Source organism: Pseudomonas gingeri, assembly GCF_013386165.1.
In the GTDB taxonomy this organism is placed as follows: domain Bacteria; phylum Pseudomonadota; class Gammaproteobacteria; order Pseudomonadales; family Pseudomonadaceae; genus Aquipseudomonas; species Aquipseudomonas gingeri_C.
In genome coordinates, this window is sequence record NZ_JACAOS010000017.1 from 232,202 (window position 1) to 248,190 (window position 15,989).

18 protein-coding genes are annotated in these 15,989 nt (G+C 62.8%); 11 read left to right on the forward strand and 7 right to left on the reverse strand.

The features are described from left to right. Positions 1–91: 91 nt before the first annotated feature. A complete protein-coding gene (locus HX866_RS21245) occupies positions 92–1,855 on the reverse strand; it encodes a cation:proton antiporter (RefSeq protein WP_177140367.1) in 1,764 nt (587 codons plus the stop codon). Between the two features lie 277 nt (positions 1,856–2,132). Here HX866_RS21245 and HX866_RS21250 point away from each other — a divergent pair, with 277 nt between their 5' ends. Beyond that, positions 2,133–2,624, forward strand: a complete 492-nt coding sequence (locus tag HX866_RS21250) for an acyl-CoA thioesterase (protein WP_177093933.1) — start codon at positions 2,133–2,135, stop codon at positions 2,622–2,624. Positions 2,625–2,789: 165 nt separating this feature from the next. On the opposite strand, the gene pdxY is transcribed toward HX866_RS21250, so the two are convergent. Next, positions 2,790–3,662 carry a pyridoxal kinase PdxY gene (pdxY, locus tag HX866_RS21255; protein WP_177093932.1) on the reverse strand — a complete coding sequence of 291 codons (873 nt, stop codon included), beginning with the start codon at positions 3,660–3,662 and terminating at the stop codon, positions 2,790–2,792. A 114-nt stretch (positions 3,663–3,776) separates the two neighbouring features. On the opposite strand from pdxY, the gene HX866_RS21260 reads away from it, so the two are divergent. Then, entirely contained in the window at positions 3,777–4,181 is a 405-nt protein-coding gene (locus HX866_RS21260) for a DUF3301 domain-containing protein (protein WP_177093931.1), read from the forward strand. A gap of 273 nt (positions 4,182–4,454) precedes the next feature. Here the strand turns inward: HX866_RS21260 and HX866_RS21265 are convergent, their stop codons facing one another. Next, a complete protein-coding gene (locus HX866_RS21265; RefSeq protein ID WP_177140368.1) occupies positions 4,455–5,441 on the reverse strand; it encodes a CobW family GTP-binding protein in 987 nt (328 codons plus the stop codon). A 34-nt stretch (positions 5,442–5,475) separates the two neighbouring features. Between HX866_RS21265 and HX866_RS21270 the strand changes: the two genes are divergently transcribed. Further along, positions 5,476–5,826 (forward strand): NADH:ubiquinone oxidoreductase, encoded by a 351-nt coding sequence (locus HX866_RS21270; protein ID WP_177101519.1) that lies wholly within the window; start codon positions 5,476–5,478, stop codon positions 5,824–5,826. Positions 5,827–6,014: 188 nt separating this feature from the next. On the opposite strand, the gene HX866_RS21275 is transcribed toward HX866_RS21270, so the two are convergent. Genes HX866_RS21275 through dksA form a run of 3 tightly spaced genes read right to left on the reverse strand, consistent with a single transcriptional unit; the run spans position 6,015 to position 8,305 of the window. Then, positions 6,015–6,665 (reverse strand): DUF1826 domain-containing protein, encoded by a 651-nt coding sequence (locus tag HX866_RS21275; protein WP_177140369.1) that lies wholly within the window; start codon positions 6,663–6,665, stop codon positions 6,015–6,017. Next, positions 6,665–7,873, reverse strand: a complete 1,209-nt coding sequence (zigA, locus tag HX866_RS21280) for a zinc metallochaperone GTPase ZigA (RefSeq protein ID WP_177093928.1) — start codon at positions 7,871–7,873, stop codon at positions 6,665–6,667. The genes HX866_RS21275 and zigA overlap by 1 nt, the downstream gene beginning before the upstream one ends. Positions 7,874–7,900: 27 nt before the next feature. Continuing rightward, positions 7,901–8,305, reverse strand: a complete 405-nt coding sequence (gene dksA / locus HX866_RS21285) for an RNA polymerase-binding protein DksA (RefSeq protein ID WP_177093927.1) — start codon at positions 8,303–8,305, stop codon at positions 7,901–7,903. Between the two features lie 121 nt (positions 8,306–8,426). Between dksA and HX866_RS21290 the strand changes: the two genes are divergently transcribed. Further along, the gene (locus tag HX866_RS21290; RefSeq protein ID WP_177093926.1) at positions 8,427–8,807 is read left to right on the forward strand and encodes a glutamine synthetase; all 381 of its coding nucleotides are present in this window, start codon (positions 8,427–8,429) and stop codon (positions 8,805–8,807) included. Positions 8,808–8,957: 150 nt separating this feature from the next. Here the strand turns inward: HX866_RS21290 and HX866_RS21295 are convergent, their stop codons facing one another. Next, positions 8,958–10,202, reverse strand: a complete 1,245-nt coding sequence (locus HX866_RS21295; RefSeq protein ID WP_177140370.1) for an N-acetylmuramoyl-L-alanine amidase — start codon at positions 10,200–10,202, stop codon at positions 8,958–8,960. Between the two features lie 127 nt (positions 10,203–10,329). Here HX866_RS21295 and folE2 point away from each other — a divergent pair, with 127 nt between their 5' ends. The 7 genes from folE2 to HX866_RS21330 are packed head-to-tail and all read left to right on the forward strand — an operon-like array spanning position 10,330 to position 15,987. Next, the gene (folE2, locus tag HX866_RS21300) at positions 10,330–11,226 is read left to right on the forward strand and encodes a GTP cyclohydrolase FolE2 (protein ID WP_177093924.1); all 897 of its coding nucleotides are present in this window, start codon (positions 10,330–10,332) and stop codon (positions 11,224–11,226) included. Then, positions 11,223–11,891, forward strand: a complete 669-nt coding sequence (locus tag HX866_RS21305; RefSeq protein WP_177140371.1) for a metal ABC transporter ATP-binding protein — start codon at positions 11,223–11,225, stop codon at positions 11,889–11,891. Before folE2 ends, HX866_RS21305 begins: the two co-directional genes overlap by 4 nt. A 2-nt stretch (positions 11,892–11,893) precedes the next feature. After that, entirely contained in the window at positions 11,894–12,760 is an 867-nt protein-coding gene (locus HX866_RS21310) for a metal ABC transporter permease (protein WP_371316699.1), read from the forward strand. A gap of 11 nt (positions 12,761–12,771) precedes the next feature. Further along, positions 12,772–13,659, forward strand: a complete 888-nt coding sequence (locus HX866_RS21315) for a metal ABC transporter substrate-binding protein (protein ID WP_177140372.1) — start codon at positions 12,772–12,774, stop codon at positions 13,657–13,659. After that, positions 13,656–14,087 carry a phosphoribosyl-AMP cyclohydrolase gene (hisI, locus tag HX866_RS21320; protein WP_177093920.1) on the forward strand — a complete coding sequence of 144 codons (432 nt, stop codon included), beginning with the start codon at positions 13,656–13,658 and terminating at the stop codon, positions 14,085–14,087. Before HX866_RS21315 ends, hisI begins: the two co-directional genes overlap by 4 nt. Then, positions 14,087–14,647, forward strand: a complete 561-nt coding sequence (locus HX866_RS21325) for a gamma carbonic anhydrase family protein (RefSeq protein ID WP_177093919.1) — start codon at positions 14,087–14,089, stop codon at positions 14,645–14,647. Before hisI ends, HX866_RS21325 begins: the two co-directional genes overlap by 1 nt. Before the next feature lie 2 nt (positions 14,648–14,649). Further along, the gene (locus tag HX866_RS21330) at positions 14,650–15,987 is read left to right on the forward strand and encodes a dihydroorotase (RefSeq protein WP_177140373.1); all 1,338 of its coding nucleotides are present in this window, start codon (positions 14,650–14,652) and stop codon (positions 15,985–15,987) included. Positions 15,988–15,989: the final 2 nt, after the last annotated feature.

Sequence of the window (15,989 nt, forward strand, 5' to 3'; positions counted from 1 at the left end):
TTTCACGGGCACCCACGATCTGTCGTCGTATGGCCGCCTCTGGCGGATCGCGAGCAAGCTTGCTCCTACAGGCGAGAGTTGGGGGTAGGGTTCAGTGCCCCGCCGAATCGCTCTTCTGCTCCAGCGTCTCCAGCAAGGCGACCTGCATCCGCGTGTGCACCCGCACAAACCAGCGCCACAACACCGCCGCGACCGCTGCCGCCACCACCGCGATCAGCATCAGCAGCTCGTTGGTCGGCAGAATGCTCGCCGACAGCGCCGACAGCAGCAGGAAAATCACCAGCAGCGACAACAACGGAATCACCTCGGCGATCACCCGCCTGACCCGCTGGGTGTGCCGCCCAGCCACCTCGGCTTTCACGCCCATCTCCGCCAGCAGCATCGACAACGCCTTGAGCTTGCGATACGCCGCGATCAGGAAGGGCAACGACACCAACAACGCCCCGCCCCAGATCAGGCCCTTGTGCCAGCTCGGCTCATCGATCCAGGCGGCCAGGTAGTCGGCAATCGGCACCGCGAAGAAACCACCGGCAAAGAAAATCGCCACCACCAGCGCCAGGTTGACCCCGACCTGCAACAGAATCCGCCGAATCATCGACGCCAGCAGCGCGCCCTCACCCTGGGGCTGGATGCTACGCAGCCATTCCCCATAGAGGCTGAACACTCGCGCCAGGCGCCGTGGCATCACCGCCGCCAGCTTGAGCGACAGCGGGTCCGCCGCGCGGATCAGGTAGGGCGTGAGCAACGTGGTGATCACCGAAACCGCCACCGCGACCGGATAGAGGAAGTCACTGGTGACCTGCAAGGTCATCCCCAGCGCCGCGATAATGAAAGAGAACTCGCCGATCTGCGACAGCCCCATCCCCACCCGCAACGACGTCCGCCCATCGTTGCCGGCAATAAACGCCCCCATCCCGCAGGAAAGCATCTTGCCCAGCACCACCGCGACGGTGATCACGACAATCGGCCAGGCGTAATCGAGGAGGATTGCCGGGTCGATCATCAAACCGATGGCCACGAAGAAAATTGCGCTGAACAGGTCGCGAACCGGCTCGATCAAGCGCTCAATCTTCAGCAGTTGCCGGGATTCCGCCATGATCGCGCCAATCAGGAACGCGCCCAGGACCATGCTGTATTCCAGCTTGACCACCAGCAGGCAGAAGCCGAAACACAGGCCCAGAACGGTGATCAGCAACATCTCGTTGCTTTCGAAACGGGCGACGTAGGCCAGCAGCCGCGGCACCAGCAGGATGCCGACCACCAGGGCGACGATCATGAACAGCGACAGCTTGCCCACGGTGGAGAACACTTCCCCCGAACTCACGGTACCGCTGACCGCGATGCTCGACAGCAAGGCGATGATGCCGATGCCGAGGATGTCCTCGACGATCAGCACGCCGAAAATCAGTTGGGCAAAACGCTGGTTCTTCATCTTCAGGTCATTGAGTGCCTTGACGATGATGGTGGTCGAGGAAATCGCCAGGATCGCGCCGAGGAACAGCGAATCCATGGTGTTCCAGTCGAACCAGCGGCCGATTTCGTAGCCGATCCAGATCATCAGCACGATTTCCAGGAAGGCCGCGATAAACGCTGTGGCACCGACCTTGAACAACTTGCCCAGGCTGAATTCCAGGCCGAGGCAGAACATCAGGAAAATCACTCCGAGCTCGGCCAGGGTCTTGATGGTGTCCTCGTCGTGGATCAGGCCGAACGGTGGGGTGTGCGGCCCGATGATAAAGCCGGCGACGATATAGCCGAGCACCACCGGTTGCTTGAAGCGATGGAAGAGGATGGTCACCACGCCGGCCACCAGCATGATCACGGCCAGGTCCTGGATAAAACTGATGGCATGCATGACGAGGCGCTCCTTGCTGTTTGGAAAGCGGCCCCGCAACAGCCTTTTGAGCTGTAAGCAATCACCGTTCCTGGTGTGAGAATTGTCTATGGCATGGCTTTCTGAAGGTTAACACCGCGACTTCCGACAAAAAGCCGGTGCAATATGTGGAAACAGATCCCTTGAAGCGTGACGATGGCCCAATCGATGGCGTCCCGTTATCGAGTGTTTGTGAAAATGAAGGAAGCGCCCGTAGAGGTGCCGAGCCCATCCCTGCCTATCCAACCGTGAGCGTGCTATGGAACCCGGAAATGCCCAGCTGTCGATGACTGTTTTGATGACCCCGGACATGGCCAACTTTTCTGGCAATGTCCACGGCGGCACTCTGCTCAAGTACCTGGACGAAGTGGCTTACGCCTGTGCCAGCCGTTATGCCGGGCGTTATGTGGTGACCCTGTCGGTGGACCAGGTGATTTTCCGCGAGCCGATCCATGTCGGCGAACTGGTGACCTTCCTGGCCTCGGTCAACTACACCGGCAACACCTCCATGGAGGTGGGCATCAAGGTGGTGACGGAGAATATTCGCGAGCGTTCGGTGCGCCACACCAATAGCTGCTTCTTCACCATGGTCGCGGTCGACGATCAGCGCAAACCGGCCTCCGTGCCGCCGTTGCAGCCCGACAGCAGCGAAGACAAGCGTCGCTACGTGCAGGCGCAACAGCGTCGGCAGATTCGCCAGGAGCTGGAGAAGCGTTATCAGGAAATCAAGGCCGACGGTGACGGGGACTGAAGCCCTGAAAACATCGCAGGACCTGTAGAGCCAGCCAAGGCTAAACGCGGTCACTGTGGGAGCCGGCTTGCCGGCGATAGCGCCCGCAAGGGCGATGCACGGTTCAAGGGCCTCATCGCCGGCAAGCCGGCTCCTACAGGGTTTGGAGTGTTTTCACGATCCCGATTACAGGCTGATCGACTCCGCCTCGAAGCGCACCCGCGGATGGGCGATGCGGTCCTGGGCCCGCACCAGCTCGAGTTCATAGCTGGCGCAGGCCTGGGTTTCCAGCAGCACCTCGTGCACTGCCGAGGCGGTGAATTCGAACGCCGCCACCAGGCTGTCGCCCAGCAGCACCCGCGCCAGGAACAGCCCTGAGGTCAGGTCGCCGACGCCCACCGGCTGCTTCGGGAAGGCCAGCAGGGGCCGGCGCAGATGCCAGCTGCCATCGGCCGTGACCAGCAGCATCTCGAAACTGTCAGCCGCCTTGCCCGGATAGGACAGATGCTTGACCAGCACCGCCTTCGGTCCCCGCGCCAGCAGGCTGCGGGCCATCGCCAGGCAATCGAACAGGGAATTCGGCGCGCGCCCGCAGAAACTGTCCAGCTCAAGCTGGTTGGGGCAAAGAAAATCGGCCATGGCCACCGCTTCTTCCAGCAGGAAATCACTGACCTCGGTCGGCACGCTGCAGCCTTTTTCCGGATGGCCCATCACCGGATCGCAGAGGTACAGGGCATTGGGATTGATCGCCTTGATCCGCGCCACCCCGCCGAGTATCGCCCGGCCCTGGGCCGCACTGCCGAGGTAGCCGGACAACACGGCGTCGCAATGGCCCAGCTCACCGATGGCGGCGATCCCCTCGACCAGCTCGGGAATCCGATGCGGCGCCAGCACTTCGCCAGCCCACTGCCCATATTGGGTGTGGTTGGAGAACTGCACGGTGTTCAGCGGCCAGACATTGACCCCGACGCGCTGCATGGGGAAAACCGCCGCACTGTTGCCGGCATGGCCGAAAACCACGTGGGATTGAATGGCGAGCAGATGGGGAGTGCGTTTCATTCCGTATTCCAGAAAGACCGGTGGATTCAAGCGACTGAGTATGCGACGAAACAGAGCCTGTACGACAGGCCGGAGAGCCAGTTAAGCTGAGCTGACTTTGTTGGAGTGGCGTTCATGCTGACCCTCGGAAATATGTTCGTGCTGATGTTGCTGGCGACCGGCGCTGCCTGGCTCTGGCACAACCATGGCTTGCGCGAGCGGGCGCTGGAGCGGGTCAAGCAGCACTGCGCCAAGCTCGATCTCGAGCTGCTAGATGGCGCGGTTGCCCTCAAGCGCATCGGTTTTGTCCGTGACGCCCACGGTCGGCGGCGCCTGGCACGGATCTACAACTTCGAATTCACCGTCACCGGTGAGCAGCGCCACGGCGGGACCATCACCCAGTTCGGCGCCCACAGCGCCCAGATCGAGCTGGAGCCCTACCCGTTCGAAGCCAAGCCGGAGCCCCATAGCGCCGAAGTGATCGAACTGAGCCAGTGGCGCCAGGATCACGCCAAGGACCACAATAATCTGCGGCGCTGAACAGCGCCCGGGGAAACCGGTGATGACGATGCCGGGCTTGCCGGCCTCATCGCCAGCAAGCTGGCTCCTACAGGGTTTCGCGCTTGACGACATATTGCGCTGGAGCACCGGGCTTGCTGGCGGCGGTTTGCCAGTGATCACCATGCAAGACTCATTGCCGCCATCGCCAGCAAGCCGGCTCCTACAGGACGGTGTTTCACCGCAATCTATCGTCAAGCCAGGAACCTTGTAGGAGCCAGCTTGCTGGCGATAGCGATGTCACATCCACCGCCACTATCCCTGCAAACGACAACTCGCCATTCCAGCCTTCAGCCCCTCGATCTCCTGCTTTTCGCCGAAAATCAGCTCAATACGCGAATCCCGCCGCCACTCACTGGGCTGCCACTCCACGGTCAAGTTATCCACAGCGTTGGCGGAAACCCAGCCGTCGGGGCTGTGGATAACCAGTTTGGCCCGCCGCCAATCCAGCCCGGACAGCCAGTGCTGGAGCTTCTCCGTATCGAAGCGCTGGCTGGGGTGCCAGCGCCAGCCGATGCTCCAGTTACCGTCCTGGGCCTGATCCAGGCAGATGGGCTGGGCCGGGTCAGTCCAGATCGCGGGCAATGGCGCGTTGATCGTCGATCCGACGGAAGGTGGGATATCAGCGTAGGGGTGAGCCGGCTCGCGATGACCGCTCTGCAGAGCCAGCAACTCGCCCAGCCCCAATACCCCCTGCTCCGTCCAGTGCACCGGCCCTTCAGGCAACCGGGCCAGCACCCGCTGCCGTTCAACCTCGTCCAGCCCCGCAGACTTGTTCAGCACCCGCAACCCCGCCAGCCCCAGCGCCTCCTGCTGCGCATCCGGCAACGGCTTGCCCGCCGCCAGGGCCTGGGCGTCCAGCACCAGCACGCACGGCTGCAACGCCAGCACGCCCAACCAGGGCGCCTCGGCCAGTTGCTTGAGAATCTGCGCCGGATGCCCCAACCCGGATGGCTCGATCAACAGCCGGTCCGGCCGCGCCTTGCGCAACAGTCGCGTCAATCCGACCTGGAACGGCGCGCCGTTGACGCAGCAGACACAACCGCCTGCCACTTCCCCCAGTGCGATACCATCGTCAGCCTGGGTCAGCAGCGCGGCGTCCAGGCCGATCTGGCCAAACTCGTTGATCAGTACCGCCCAGCGTTCGCCTGGCGGCTTTTGCGCCAGCAACTGCCGAATCAGACTGGTCTTGCCTGCGCCCAGCGGGCCGGCGATGACATGGGTGGGAATGTTCTGCAACATAGAGGGCCGATGGTCTGAAAGAGATAAAAGAATGATGCGCCTGATCTGCCTGGCGTTGCTGTTCGGCTCGGGCCAGGTGCTGGCCCAGGCCTGCGTGGTGCATAGCCATGGGCAGCGGCTGGACGTCAAAGTCTGCCAGGAAAACATCAATATCCCGGCCAAGCTGTTCAGCGACGGCTTCTGCCAACCGAACCTGCCGGGGCAGAAGGTCGAAGTCGAGTACGTCGAGCAGTGCCCGAGCGGTTCGTTCGGCGTGTGCGGCAACGCGCAAGTGGCCAATATGCCTTACCGGCAGAATATCCACTATTACGGCGTGGCCAGCGATGCCGCGTACCTCAAGCCGTTCTGCGAAAGCCAGAGCCAGGGCCAGTGGCAGACCCCATAACCCAGGCGACCAACGCGGTCCCCTGTAGGAGCGAGCTTGCTCGCGATGATCGTCAACGATTACGCGGGAATCCTGATGCTCTGCGGTGTCTGGGCTAGCATCGCGAGCAAGCTCGCTCCTACAAAGGTGGGGGCTCATCGCAAAATTGCGTCAGGCCCCAGACTTTGTGGAAGCTGGCTTGCCAGCGATCAGGCCAGCCAATCCAGCGTCAGGATCAACCGCCGCTCGCCCTCCGGCACCGGCGGCGAGCGATGCACCAGGCCAAACCCCTCGTTACCCTGCCAACGTTCACCCTTGAGCAACGCCACCGCACCACTGTCCACCTGCTGGATCAGCGCTGGCTCGCCCGGCTCCGCCACCGCATTGCCCAGCAAACGACGATCGATCGCCCCTTCCGCCAGCCACTGGCTGCCCACACCCGCATAAGTGGTGATCAACCGCACTGGCACATGATCGACGTGAAAACGCGGGCACATCGCCTTGTCCAGCACCCGCAGGCGCAAGCCGATCCGCCGCGCGCCGAGCAGGCAGGCATAGGCGCTGACCAGCCAGGACACATCGCTCAAGAACCCTTCATAGCCCTCCAGGTCTCGAAACCCCGAAGCCAGCCCCAGCAGGTTGGGCTTGGCCTCGTCATCCGGCATCTCCAGGCTCAAGGATTCGGCCAGCGGCTCGTCCAATGACAACAGCAGGGTCGCGAAATCGGCAATATGCCCCGGCAAGCGGCGCTGCCAGACGGCCAGGTTGACCCCCTCGTCGAGGATCTCACCCAGCACCGTCGGTGCTTCGCCCTGTACCTGACGAATCGTCGGCAAGGCTTTCCAACGTGGCGCCAGCATCACGCCGCCTCCTCTTCATGCCAGGCGCCGAACGGATCGGGCAATGCACTCCACCCCTCGACCCCCAGGGCCATTTCTTCATCACTCAACAGGCAGTTATCCAAGCGCGCGGTCATCTGTGCGAAGTCGATGTTCTGTCCGATAAACACCAGCTCCTGACGGCAGTCGCCGGTCTCCGGGGTCCACTGCTGCATGATTGCCGCAGCGCTTTCCTGATCCTCGGGCCACTGCGATTTCGGCACAAACCGCCACCAGCGCCCGGCAAAACCATGGCGCATCAAGCCACCGGCCTGGGACCAGCTGCCGGCCTCCTGATACTTGCTGGCCAACCAGAAGAAGCCCTTGGAGCGCAGCAATTTGCCGTTCACCCACGGCCGATTGATAAAGTCGAAAAAACGCTCGGGATGAAACGGCCGCCGCGCCCGGTAAGCCGTGGAGGCAATCCCGTATTCCTCGGTTTCCGGCACGTGTTCGCCGCGCAGTTCCTGCAACCAGCCCGGCGCCTGGGCCGCGCGCTCGAAGTCGAAACGGCCGGTGTTGAGGATCTTCGCCAGCGGGATCTCGCCCATCACCATGGGGATGATTTCCGCCTGGGAATTCAGGCGCTCGAGAATCGCCACCAACTCCTCGCGTTCATGGCTGCTGATCAGGTCGATCTTGCTGATCAGGATCACGTCGGCAAACTCGATCTGATCGATCAACAGGTCGGTGATCGAACGTTCATCCTCCTCGCCCAGGGTTTCGCCACGGGACGCGAGGCTTTCGGCGGCCTGGTAGTCGAGCAGGAAGTTCATGCCGTCCACCACCGTGACCATGGTGTCGAGCCGGGCGACATCGGCCAGGCTCTGGCCGCTTTCATCGCGGAAGGTAAAGGTCTCGGCCACCGGTAGCGGCTCGGAGATCCCGGTGGACTCGATCAACAGATAATCAAAACGGCCGTCACGGGCCAGCTTGCCGACTTCCTCCAGCAAGTCTTCACGCAAGGTGCAGCAGATGCAGCCGTTGCTCATCTCGACGAGTTTTTCCTCGGCGCGATTGAGGCTGACGTCGCGCTGGACCTCGCTGCCATCGATATTGATCTCGCTCATGTCGTTGACGATCACGGCCACCCGCAGGTTTTCGCGATTGCGCAGGACGTAATTGAGCAGGGTGCTTTTACCGGCGCCGAGAAAGCCGGACAGCACGGTCACGGGTAGACGTTGGGTCATGGGGTTTTCCTCATCAGGTCGGCCGGGTCAAAGCGCCCGTTTATGCCGTTCGCGCAGCTCTTCACGTTCTTTGGCTTCAATGCACAGGCTCGCGGTAGGCCGCAGCAGCAAGCGCTTGAGGCCGATCGGCTCAGCGGTTTCGCGGCACCAGCCGTATTCGCCACGGGCCAGGCGCTCAAGGGACTCGTCGATCTTGTCCAGGAGCTTTTTTTCGCGCTCCAGCAGCCGCAGTTGCCATTGCCGGGTTTCCTCGGCACTGCCGATATCCGCCGGGTCGCTGCTGGTTTCTTGCTCGCGCAGCTGGTCGAACTCACCGCTGATGCGTTCCTGCAGTTCATGGCGCTGCCCGAGCAGCAACTCACGGAAGAATCCCTGCTGGGCATCGTTCATGTAGTCCGCCTCGGGCTGGGCGAGCAGTTCGTGTTCAGTCATGGGGATCGGGTCCGGGATTTACTTAATGTTATATTATAACAATGCAAATAATCCAATCCCCCGCTTGCTCGCCACGACGAAGGGCGCAATGCTGGCGTAGGTCCCGTTGAAGAGAATGCCGATGCGCCCTGTCCTGAACTATGTGCTGCCGGCTTTGTTGCTGGTGGCGGCGAGCGCCCAGGCCCAAGTGCCTGCCGCGAGCCAGACGATCTGCACCCGCAGCGCCAACCTGCTGGCGTGCAAGGATGGCCTGGGCAACGCTTATGGCGTGGCGACCGAGGGCAAGACGATTTACCTGCAGGGCTTTGAAGTGATCGGCAAGCGCTACTGGGCGCAGACCAGCAGCCGCTATGGGCAGCTGACGTTCTTCACCGGGATTGCCTCGGACGGCGAAGCTTGGGTGGGTTACAGCCGGCGAGTGGGCTGGACCACCCAGAACCGCTTTTCCAGCTCAGGGGGGTTGAGCAAGAAGTTTGTCTGCGATCGGATGGTGGGCTGCTAGATCTGGATCTAGAGCCATTTTGTGGCGAGTGGGCTTGCCCGCGCTGGGGCGCGAAGCGCCCCTAAAACCAGAGAACTCGTTGTATCAGGTACACCGAGGTGGCCGGTTCAGGGCCGCTTCGCAGCCCGCTCGCCACAGGGGAATGCCGGATTAGACCAACACTTCCCGCTTCTGCTGCTGTTGCCAGGCGATATAGCTGTCCGCCGGCGGGTTCTTCTCGAAGTAACGCTTCAAGCCCTCGAACAAACCGTCGGCAATCGCCTGCTGATGCCGCGCCGTGACCAGACGCTGGCTGTCACGGGCATTGGAGATAAAGCCGGTCTCCACCAGGATCGACGGCACGTCCGGCGACTTCAGCACCGCGAACCCCGCCTGCTCCACGCGCTTCTGGTGCAAGGTGGTGATGCCTTCCAGGCTGCCCAGCACGCTATGCCCCAGTTGCAGGCTGGAAGCGATGGTGGCGTTCATCGACATGTCGAGAATCACCCCGGCCAGCATCGGGTCCTTGTCCTTGAGATTGAGCAGGCTCTGCGCGCCCAGCAAGTCGGCACCGTTTTCCCGTTCGGCCATGAACCGCGCCGTCGTGGAGGTCGCGCCGCCTTCGGACAAGGCGAACACCGAAGCCCCCGAAGCGGTGATACGCGGCGCCGCATCCGCATGCACCGAGATAAACATGTCGGCGTTGTTCTTGCGGGAGAACTCCACCCGCTTGCGCAACGGCACAAAGAAGTCGTCGTTGCGCACCAGGCGCACATCGAAACCCTTCTCGCGCTTGAGGCGCTTGGCCAACAGCCGGCCAATGGACAACACCACGTCTTTCTCGCGCTCGCCCTTCGAACCCACCGCACCCGGGTCCTTGCCGCCATGGCCAGGGTCGACCACCACCATGATGTCGCGCTTGCGATGGGCGGGGCCGCTTGCCTCCTCATGCCGCACGGGCGGCGGCGGAGGGGCAACGACCGGGGCCGCTGCGAGGATCGTCGGCGCCACACCAGCGCCGCCATTGCTGGTCAGGTCGAGCACCAGGCGATGGCCCTGCGCACCCTCGGGGGGCAGCAGGAAGCTGTTGAGCTGAACCGGGCCGGCCAGGTCCAGGACGATCCGCGTATCGCCCTGGCCAAAATGCCCGGAACGGATCGAACGGATCACCGTGTTGCTCAGCGCCAGCTGTCGGAAATCACCGGTGAGCTTGGCACCGCTCAAGTCGATGATCAGACGCTCGGGCGAGGTCAGGGAAAAGGTCTTGTATTGAATCGGGCCGCTGAGGTCGAGCACCAGCCGCAGCTTGTTGCCGTCGCGCCACAGCCGCGCATCCTGGATCTGAGCCGCCGACAAGCCGAACGGCAAAACCACCGTGCCAGCCAATAAAAAGTTGAGTAACTGACGTCTATGCATAACAGGTACCGCGGATAAGGGAGCGTCCATACTCGTTGTCGCTGTGTAAAGCCCCAGCAAAAAAGGCATCGTCGACTGAATAGTTATAATATAACATGTCGCATTAACTCCGACGATGGACCTACTCATGAATGCGTTGACGCTGCCGGATATCGCCGCGCAGTCATCCCGGCAAGCTTTGCCCCTCGAGTGGGTGGGCATGTGCGGCATTGCCCTTCCGATCTCGATTGACGGCCACCGCCTCAGCGCCAAAGCCGATGCGGGTGTCAGCCTCGACGATGGCGAAGCGCGGGGCATTCATATGTCACGTCTGTACCTGGCCCTGGAACGACTGGAGCAGGAAGACCTGACGCCCGCGCTGATCCGAGAAGTATTACAGCAATTTCTCGACAGCCACGACGGACTATCCAGCAACGCCTATCTACGACTCCATAGCGATCTGCTGCTCAAACGCACGGCGTTGGTCAGTCCGCTGGCCGGCTGGAAAACCTATCCAGTCAGTGTCTTAGCCGAACTGAAAAACGGAGTGTTCCACGTGGAACTAAAAATTGACGTGGCCTACTCCTCAACTTGCCCATGCTCGGCTGCCCTCGCCCGGCAATTGATCCAACAGCAATTCATCACCGACTTCGCCGACAAGCCCCTGGAGCACAGTGACGTCCTCAGCTGGCTCGGTGGACCGCAAGGCGTCGTCGCCACACCTCACAGTCAACGCAGCATTGCACAATTGCATATTCATCTAGATGAAAAAACGTATTGGTTTCCCTTCGAAGCCCTGATCAACGAAGCCGAGGCCGCTCTCGGCACCGCCGTGCAGACCGCGGTGAAACGCGCGGACGAGCAAGCCTTCGCCCTCGCCAACGGCCAGAACCTGATGTTCTGCGAAGACGCGGCACGTCGCCTCAACCTGGCGCTCAAGCGCTCGGACGCGGTCAAGGGTTTCCACCTGCGGGTGGTCCATGCCGAAAGCCTGCACGCCCATGACGCCGTGGCCGAAAGCCGCTGGAACTGGAGGCAGGCATGATCCGCTGCCAAGGCCTGCGCTGGGGCGCCCCGGGCCAGCCCCTCACGCCCGCCGTGGATTTCGAACTCGCCGCCGGCAGCCTGACCGCCGTGATCGGTGCCAACGGCACCGGTAAAAGCAGCCTGCTGAAAGTCATCGCGGGGTTGCAGAAACCTCTGGCCGGCAAGGTGCATCTGGATGTTCCACGACGCGGCAGCCTGTCGTTCCTGCCACAGCAACAGCATCTGGACCGACAGTTCCCCATCAGTCTGCAAGAACTGGTGGCCGCTGGATTCTGGGGCATCAAGCAAAGCCCACAGCAACGCAGCGAACGCCTGCAAACCGTACTCGAAGACTGGTGCTTGAGCGGCCTCGAGCATCGCCCGCTGATGGCCTTGTCCGGCGGCGAATTGCAGCGCGCCTTGCTGGCGCGGATGAGCCTGGCCGAAGCACCGGTCCTCTTGCTCGACGAACCCCACGCCGCCCTCGACGAGGATGGCCAGGCCCTGCTGTGGAAACATATCCACGCCTGGCACGCGGCGGGTCGCACCCTAGTGGTGGTCTGCCATGACCTGGCCGCCGTGCGCCAACACATTCCCGACGCCTTGCGCATCAAGAGCAGCGGCTGTGTCCTGGCGCCGAGCAAAGAGCTGATCGTGCAACAACCCATTACGCAGGTGGCCTGATGCTGTTGTTCATCACTCACCTGTTGCAACCGTTCCAGGATTTCGTTTTTATGCGCCGGGCGTTGATCGGCGGTCTGGTCCTGGCTTGCAGCACCGCGCCGCTCGGCGTGTTCCTGATCCTGCGGCGCATGAGCCTGATCGGGGACGCGGTGGCCCACGGCATTCTGCCCGGCGCCGCCATCGGCTTCTGGATCGCCGGCCTGAGCCTGTCGGCCCTGACCATCGGCGGCCTCGCCGCCGGCATGGGCATGGCCGGGCTCTCGGCCTGGATCACCCGCCGCACCGGCTTGCGTGAAGACGCCAGCCTGGCGGCGATCTACCCGATCTCCCTGGCCAGTGGCGTGCTGATCCTCGGCATCGCGGGTAAACGCCTGGACCTGCTGCACCTGCTGTTCGGTTCGGCCCTGGCGGTGGACGGCCCGACCCTGACCGGCATGCTCTGGGTCTGCGGCATCAGCCTGGTGCTGATGGCGGTGATCTATCGCCCATTGCTGCTGGACACCCTCGACCCGCTCTTCCTGCGAACCGTCAGCCGCCTCGGCCCCCTGGCCCACGGTGTGTTCCTGACCCTGGTGGTGTTGAACCTGGTGATCGGCTTCCAGGCCATCGGTGCCCTGATGGTCGTCGGCCTGATGATGCTGCCGGCAATCGCCTCGCGCTTCTGGAGCCGCAACCTGCCGATGCTGATGCTGATCGCCGCGCTGATCGGCTGTGTCTCGGTCACCCTCGGATTGCTGCTGTCGTTCTACTACTCGCTGCCCAGCGGCCCGGCCATTGTGCTGGCAGCCGGTGGCTTTTACCTGCTGTCCGTGGTCTTCGGTCCGGTGCACGGTTTGCTCCGCCGCCCGCCTTTGCTTACATCCCAATGAGATCCCATCCGATGCGCGCTTTATTCGTGCTGTTCAGCTCCGTGCTGGCCTTGTCGCTGAACCTGTCCACCGCCCAGGCGGCCGATAAACTTCCGGTGGTTGCCAGCTTCAGTATTCTCCGAGACATCACCCAGCAGATCGGCGGCGATCATATCGCCGTGATCGGCATGGTCGGCCCGGACGCCGATGCCCACACCTACGAGCCGACACCGGATGACGCCAAGGCCCTGCTCGGCGCCAAACTGATCGTCAAGAACGGCCTGGGCTTCGAGCCCTGGCTCGACCGCCTGGTGACCAGCACCGAGACCAAGGCCCTGGTGGTCACCGCCAGCAAAGGCGTGATCTCCCACACCATGGTCGATGACGGCGAAACCATTCCCGACCCGCACGCCTGGCACAACCTGGCCAACGCCGAAATCTATGTGAACAACATCACCAAGGCGCTGATCAAGGTCGACCCGGCGAACAAGGACGACTACACCCGTAACAGCCAGGCCTACCTGAACGTCATCCACGGCCTGCTGGCTGAAGCCAAGGACAAGCTCGGCAACCTGCCAGTCGGCAACCGTCGCATTGTCACCTCCCATGACGCCTTCGGTTACCTGGGCCAGGCTTACGGTATCCAGTTCATGGCGCCGCAGGGCCTGTCCACCGAACGGGAACCGTCCGCCGCCGAAGTTGCCGCGCTGATCACCCAGATCCGCAAGGACAAGGTCAAGGCCGTGTTCATGGAAAACATCAAGGACGCCCGCCTGCTCCAGCAGATTGCCGACGAAAGCGGCGCGCAAATCGGTGGCACCCTGTATTCCGACGCACTCGCCGCCGAAGGTCCGGCCAGCACCTTTACCGGTCTGTTCGAATACAACATGAACACCCTGCACGCGGCACTGAGCAAATGACCGCGCGGCCACCCTTGTCGATGCTCGATCTGGAGAGCGCCGCCCTGGGTAGCCGCTGGCCTCTCGCGGCGGTGCTCGATGCACTGCCGTGGAACGAGGACGGATTGATCGCCGCCATCACCCAGCAACACGACAGCGGCGAAGTACTGATGCTGGCCTGGATGAACCGCCAGGCCCTCGGCGAAACCCTCGAGAGTCGCCAGGTCTGCTACTGGTCACGCTCACGCCAGCGCCTGTGGCGCAAGGGCGAAACCTCCGGGCACCGCCAGTACCTGGTCGAGGCACGCCTGGATTGCGACGGCGACGCCGTGCTGTTGCGGGTCGACCAGCAAGGCCCGGCCTGCCATACCGGCCGCCCCAACTGTTTCTACAACGCGATTCGTGACGGCGAGGTCCACGTCATCAGCGCCCCTCTGGAGAACGCTTAATGATCCGCAAGAATCCTTCCGGTCACCTGCCCGTGATTGCCGAGTCCGCCTACGTGGACAAGACCGCGATCATCTGCGGCAAGGTGGTCATCGGTGAAAACGTCTTCGTCGGCCCCTACGCGGTGATCCGCGCCGACGAAGTCAACGCCCAGGGCGAGATGGACCCCATCGTCATCGGCGCCAACTCGAATATCCAGGACGGCGTGGTGATCCACTCCAAGTCCGGCGCGGCGGTGACCATCGGCGAGTTCACGTCCATCGCCCACCGCTCCATCGTCCATGGCCCCTGCACCGTCGGTGACCGGGTGTTCATCGGTTTCAACAGCGTGCTGTTCAACTGCGTGGTGGGTAACGGCAGCGTGGTCCGGCACAACTCGGTAGTGGACGGTCGTGACCTGCCGCCGGACTTCTACGTGCCCTCCACCACCCGCATCGGCCCGGGCACCGACCTGTCGCAGTTTCCGCCGGTAAGTGTCAGCGCCTCGGAGTTTTCCGAAGACGTGGCACGGACCAACGTTGACCTGGTACGTGGCTACAAGGCCCTGCAAAACGAGTTCTGACCATGAGCAGCCTGCTGATCCGCAATGCCCGCGTGGTGAACGAGGGCCGTGAATTCGACGCCGATATCCGGGTCATCAATGGCCGTATCGAGACCCTCGCCACGCAGATTCACAACGCCAGCGCCGACCTGGAAATCGACGCCGCTGGCCAATGGCTGCTGCCGGGGATGATCGACGACCAGGTGCATTTCCGCGATCCCGGTGCGCCGGCCAAGGGCAGTCTCTACACCGAATCGCGGGCGGCAGTGGTGGGCGGCATCACCAGCTACATGGACATGCCCAACACCCAGCCGGCGACCCTGACCCTTGAAGCCCTCGCCGACAAGCAACGCCGCGCCGCGCAGCATTCGGTGGCCAACTACGGCTTTCACTTCGGCGTCAGCAACGACAACCTCGACACCATCGCCGCCCTCGATCCAACGAGCGTGGCCGGGGTCAAGGTGTTCATGGGCGCCTCCACCGGCAATATGCTGGTGGACGATCCGAAGGTGCTGGAGCGTTTGTTCGCCGAAGTGCCGACGATCCTCCTCGCGCACTGCGAGCACACACCGACCATCAAGGAGCGGGAGGAAAACCTGCGGGAGCTGTTCGGCGGCCTTGTGCCTCCCGGCGCACACCCGTTGATCCGCAATGCCGAGGCCTGCTATCGCTCCTCGTCATTGGCGGTGGAACTCGCCAAGCGCCATGGCACACACCTGCATGTCTTGCACCTGACCACCGAACGGGAACTGGCGCTGTTCGAGAACAAGCCGCTGAGTGAAAAACGCATCAGCGCCGAGGTCTGCCTGCATCACCTGCTCTTTGATGACCGTGACTATCCGCGCCTGGGCAACCTGATCAAATGCAACCCGGCCATCAAGCACCAGTCGGATCGCGACGCCCTGCGCGAAGCCTTGCTGAGCAACCGCCTGGATGTGATCGGCAGCGATCACGCGCCGCACACCTGGGAAGAAAAACAACGGCCCTACAGCGAGGCGCCGTCCGGCTTGCCGCTGGTCCAGCATGCCCTGCCGGCGTTGATGGAGCTGGTGGCCGGGCGGGTCCTGCCGTTGACCACCCTGGTGGCAAAGACCAGCCACCGGGTCGCCGACCTGTTCGCCATTCCCGACCGTGGCTACCTGCGTGAAGGCTACTGGGCCGACCTGGTGCTGATGAACCGTGAACCGCTGTTGCGACCGGTGAGCGCCGAGCCGCTGCTGTCGCAATGTGGCTGGACGCCCTTCGTCGAGCGGCGCTTTCGTCATTGGGTCAGCACCACAGTGGTGTCCGGCCAGGTGGCCTGGCATGCCGGAAAAATCCACGACACCTGCCAGGGCCAGCCCCTGGGTTTTCTCCGTTAATC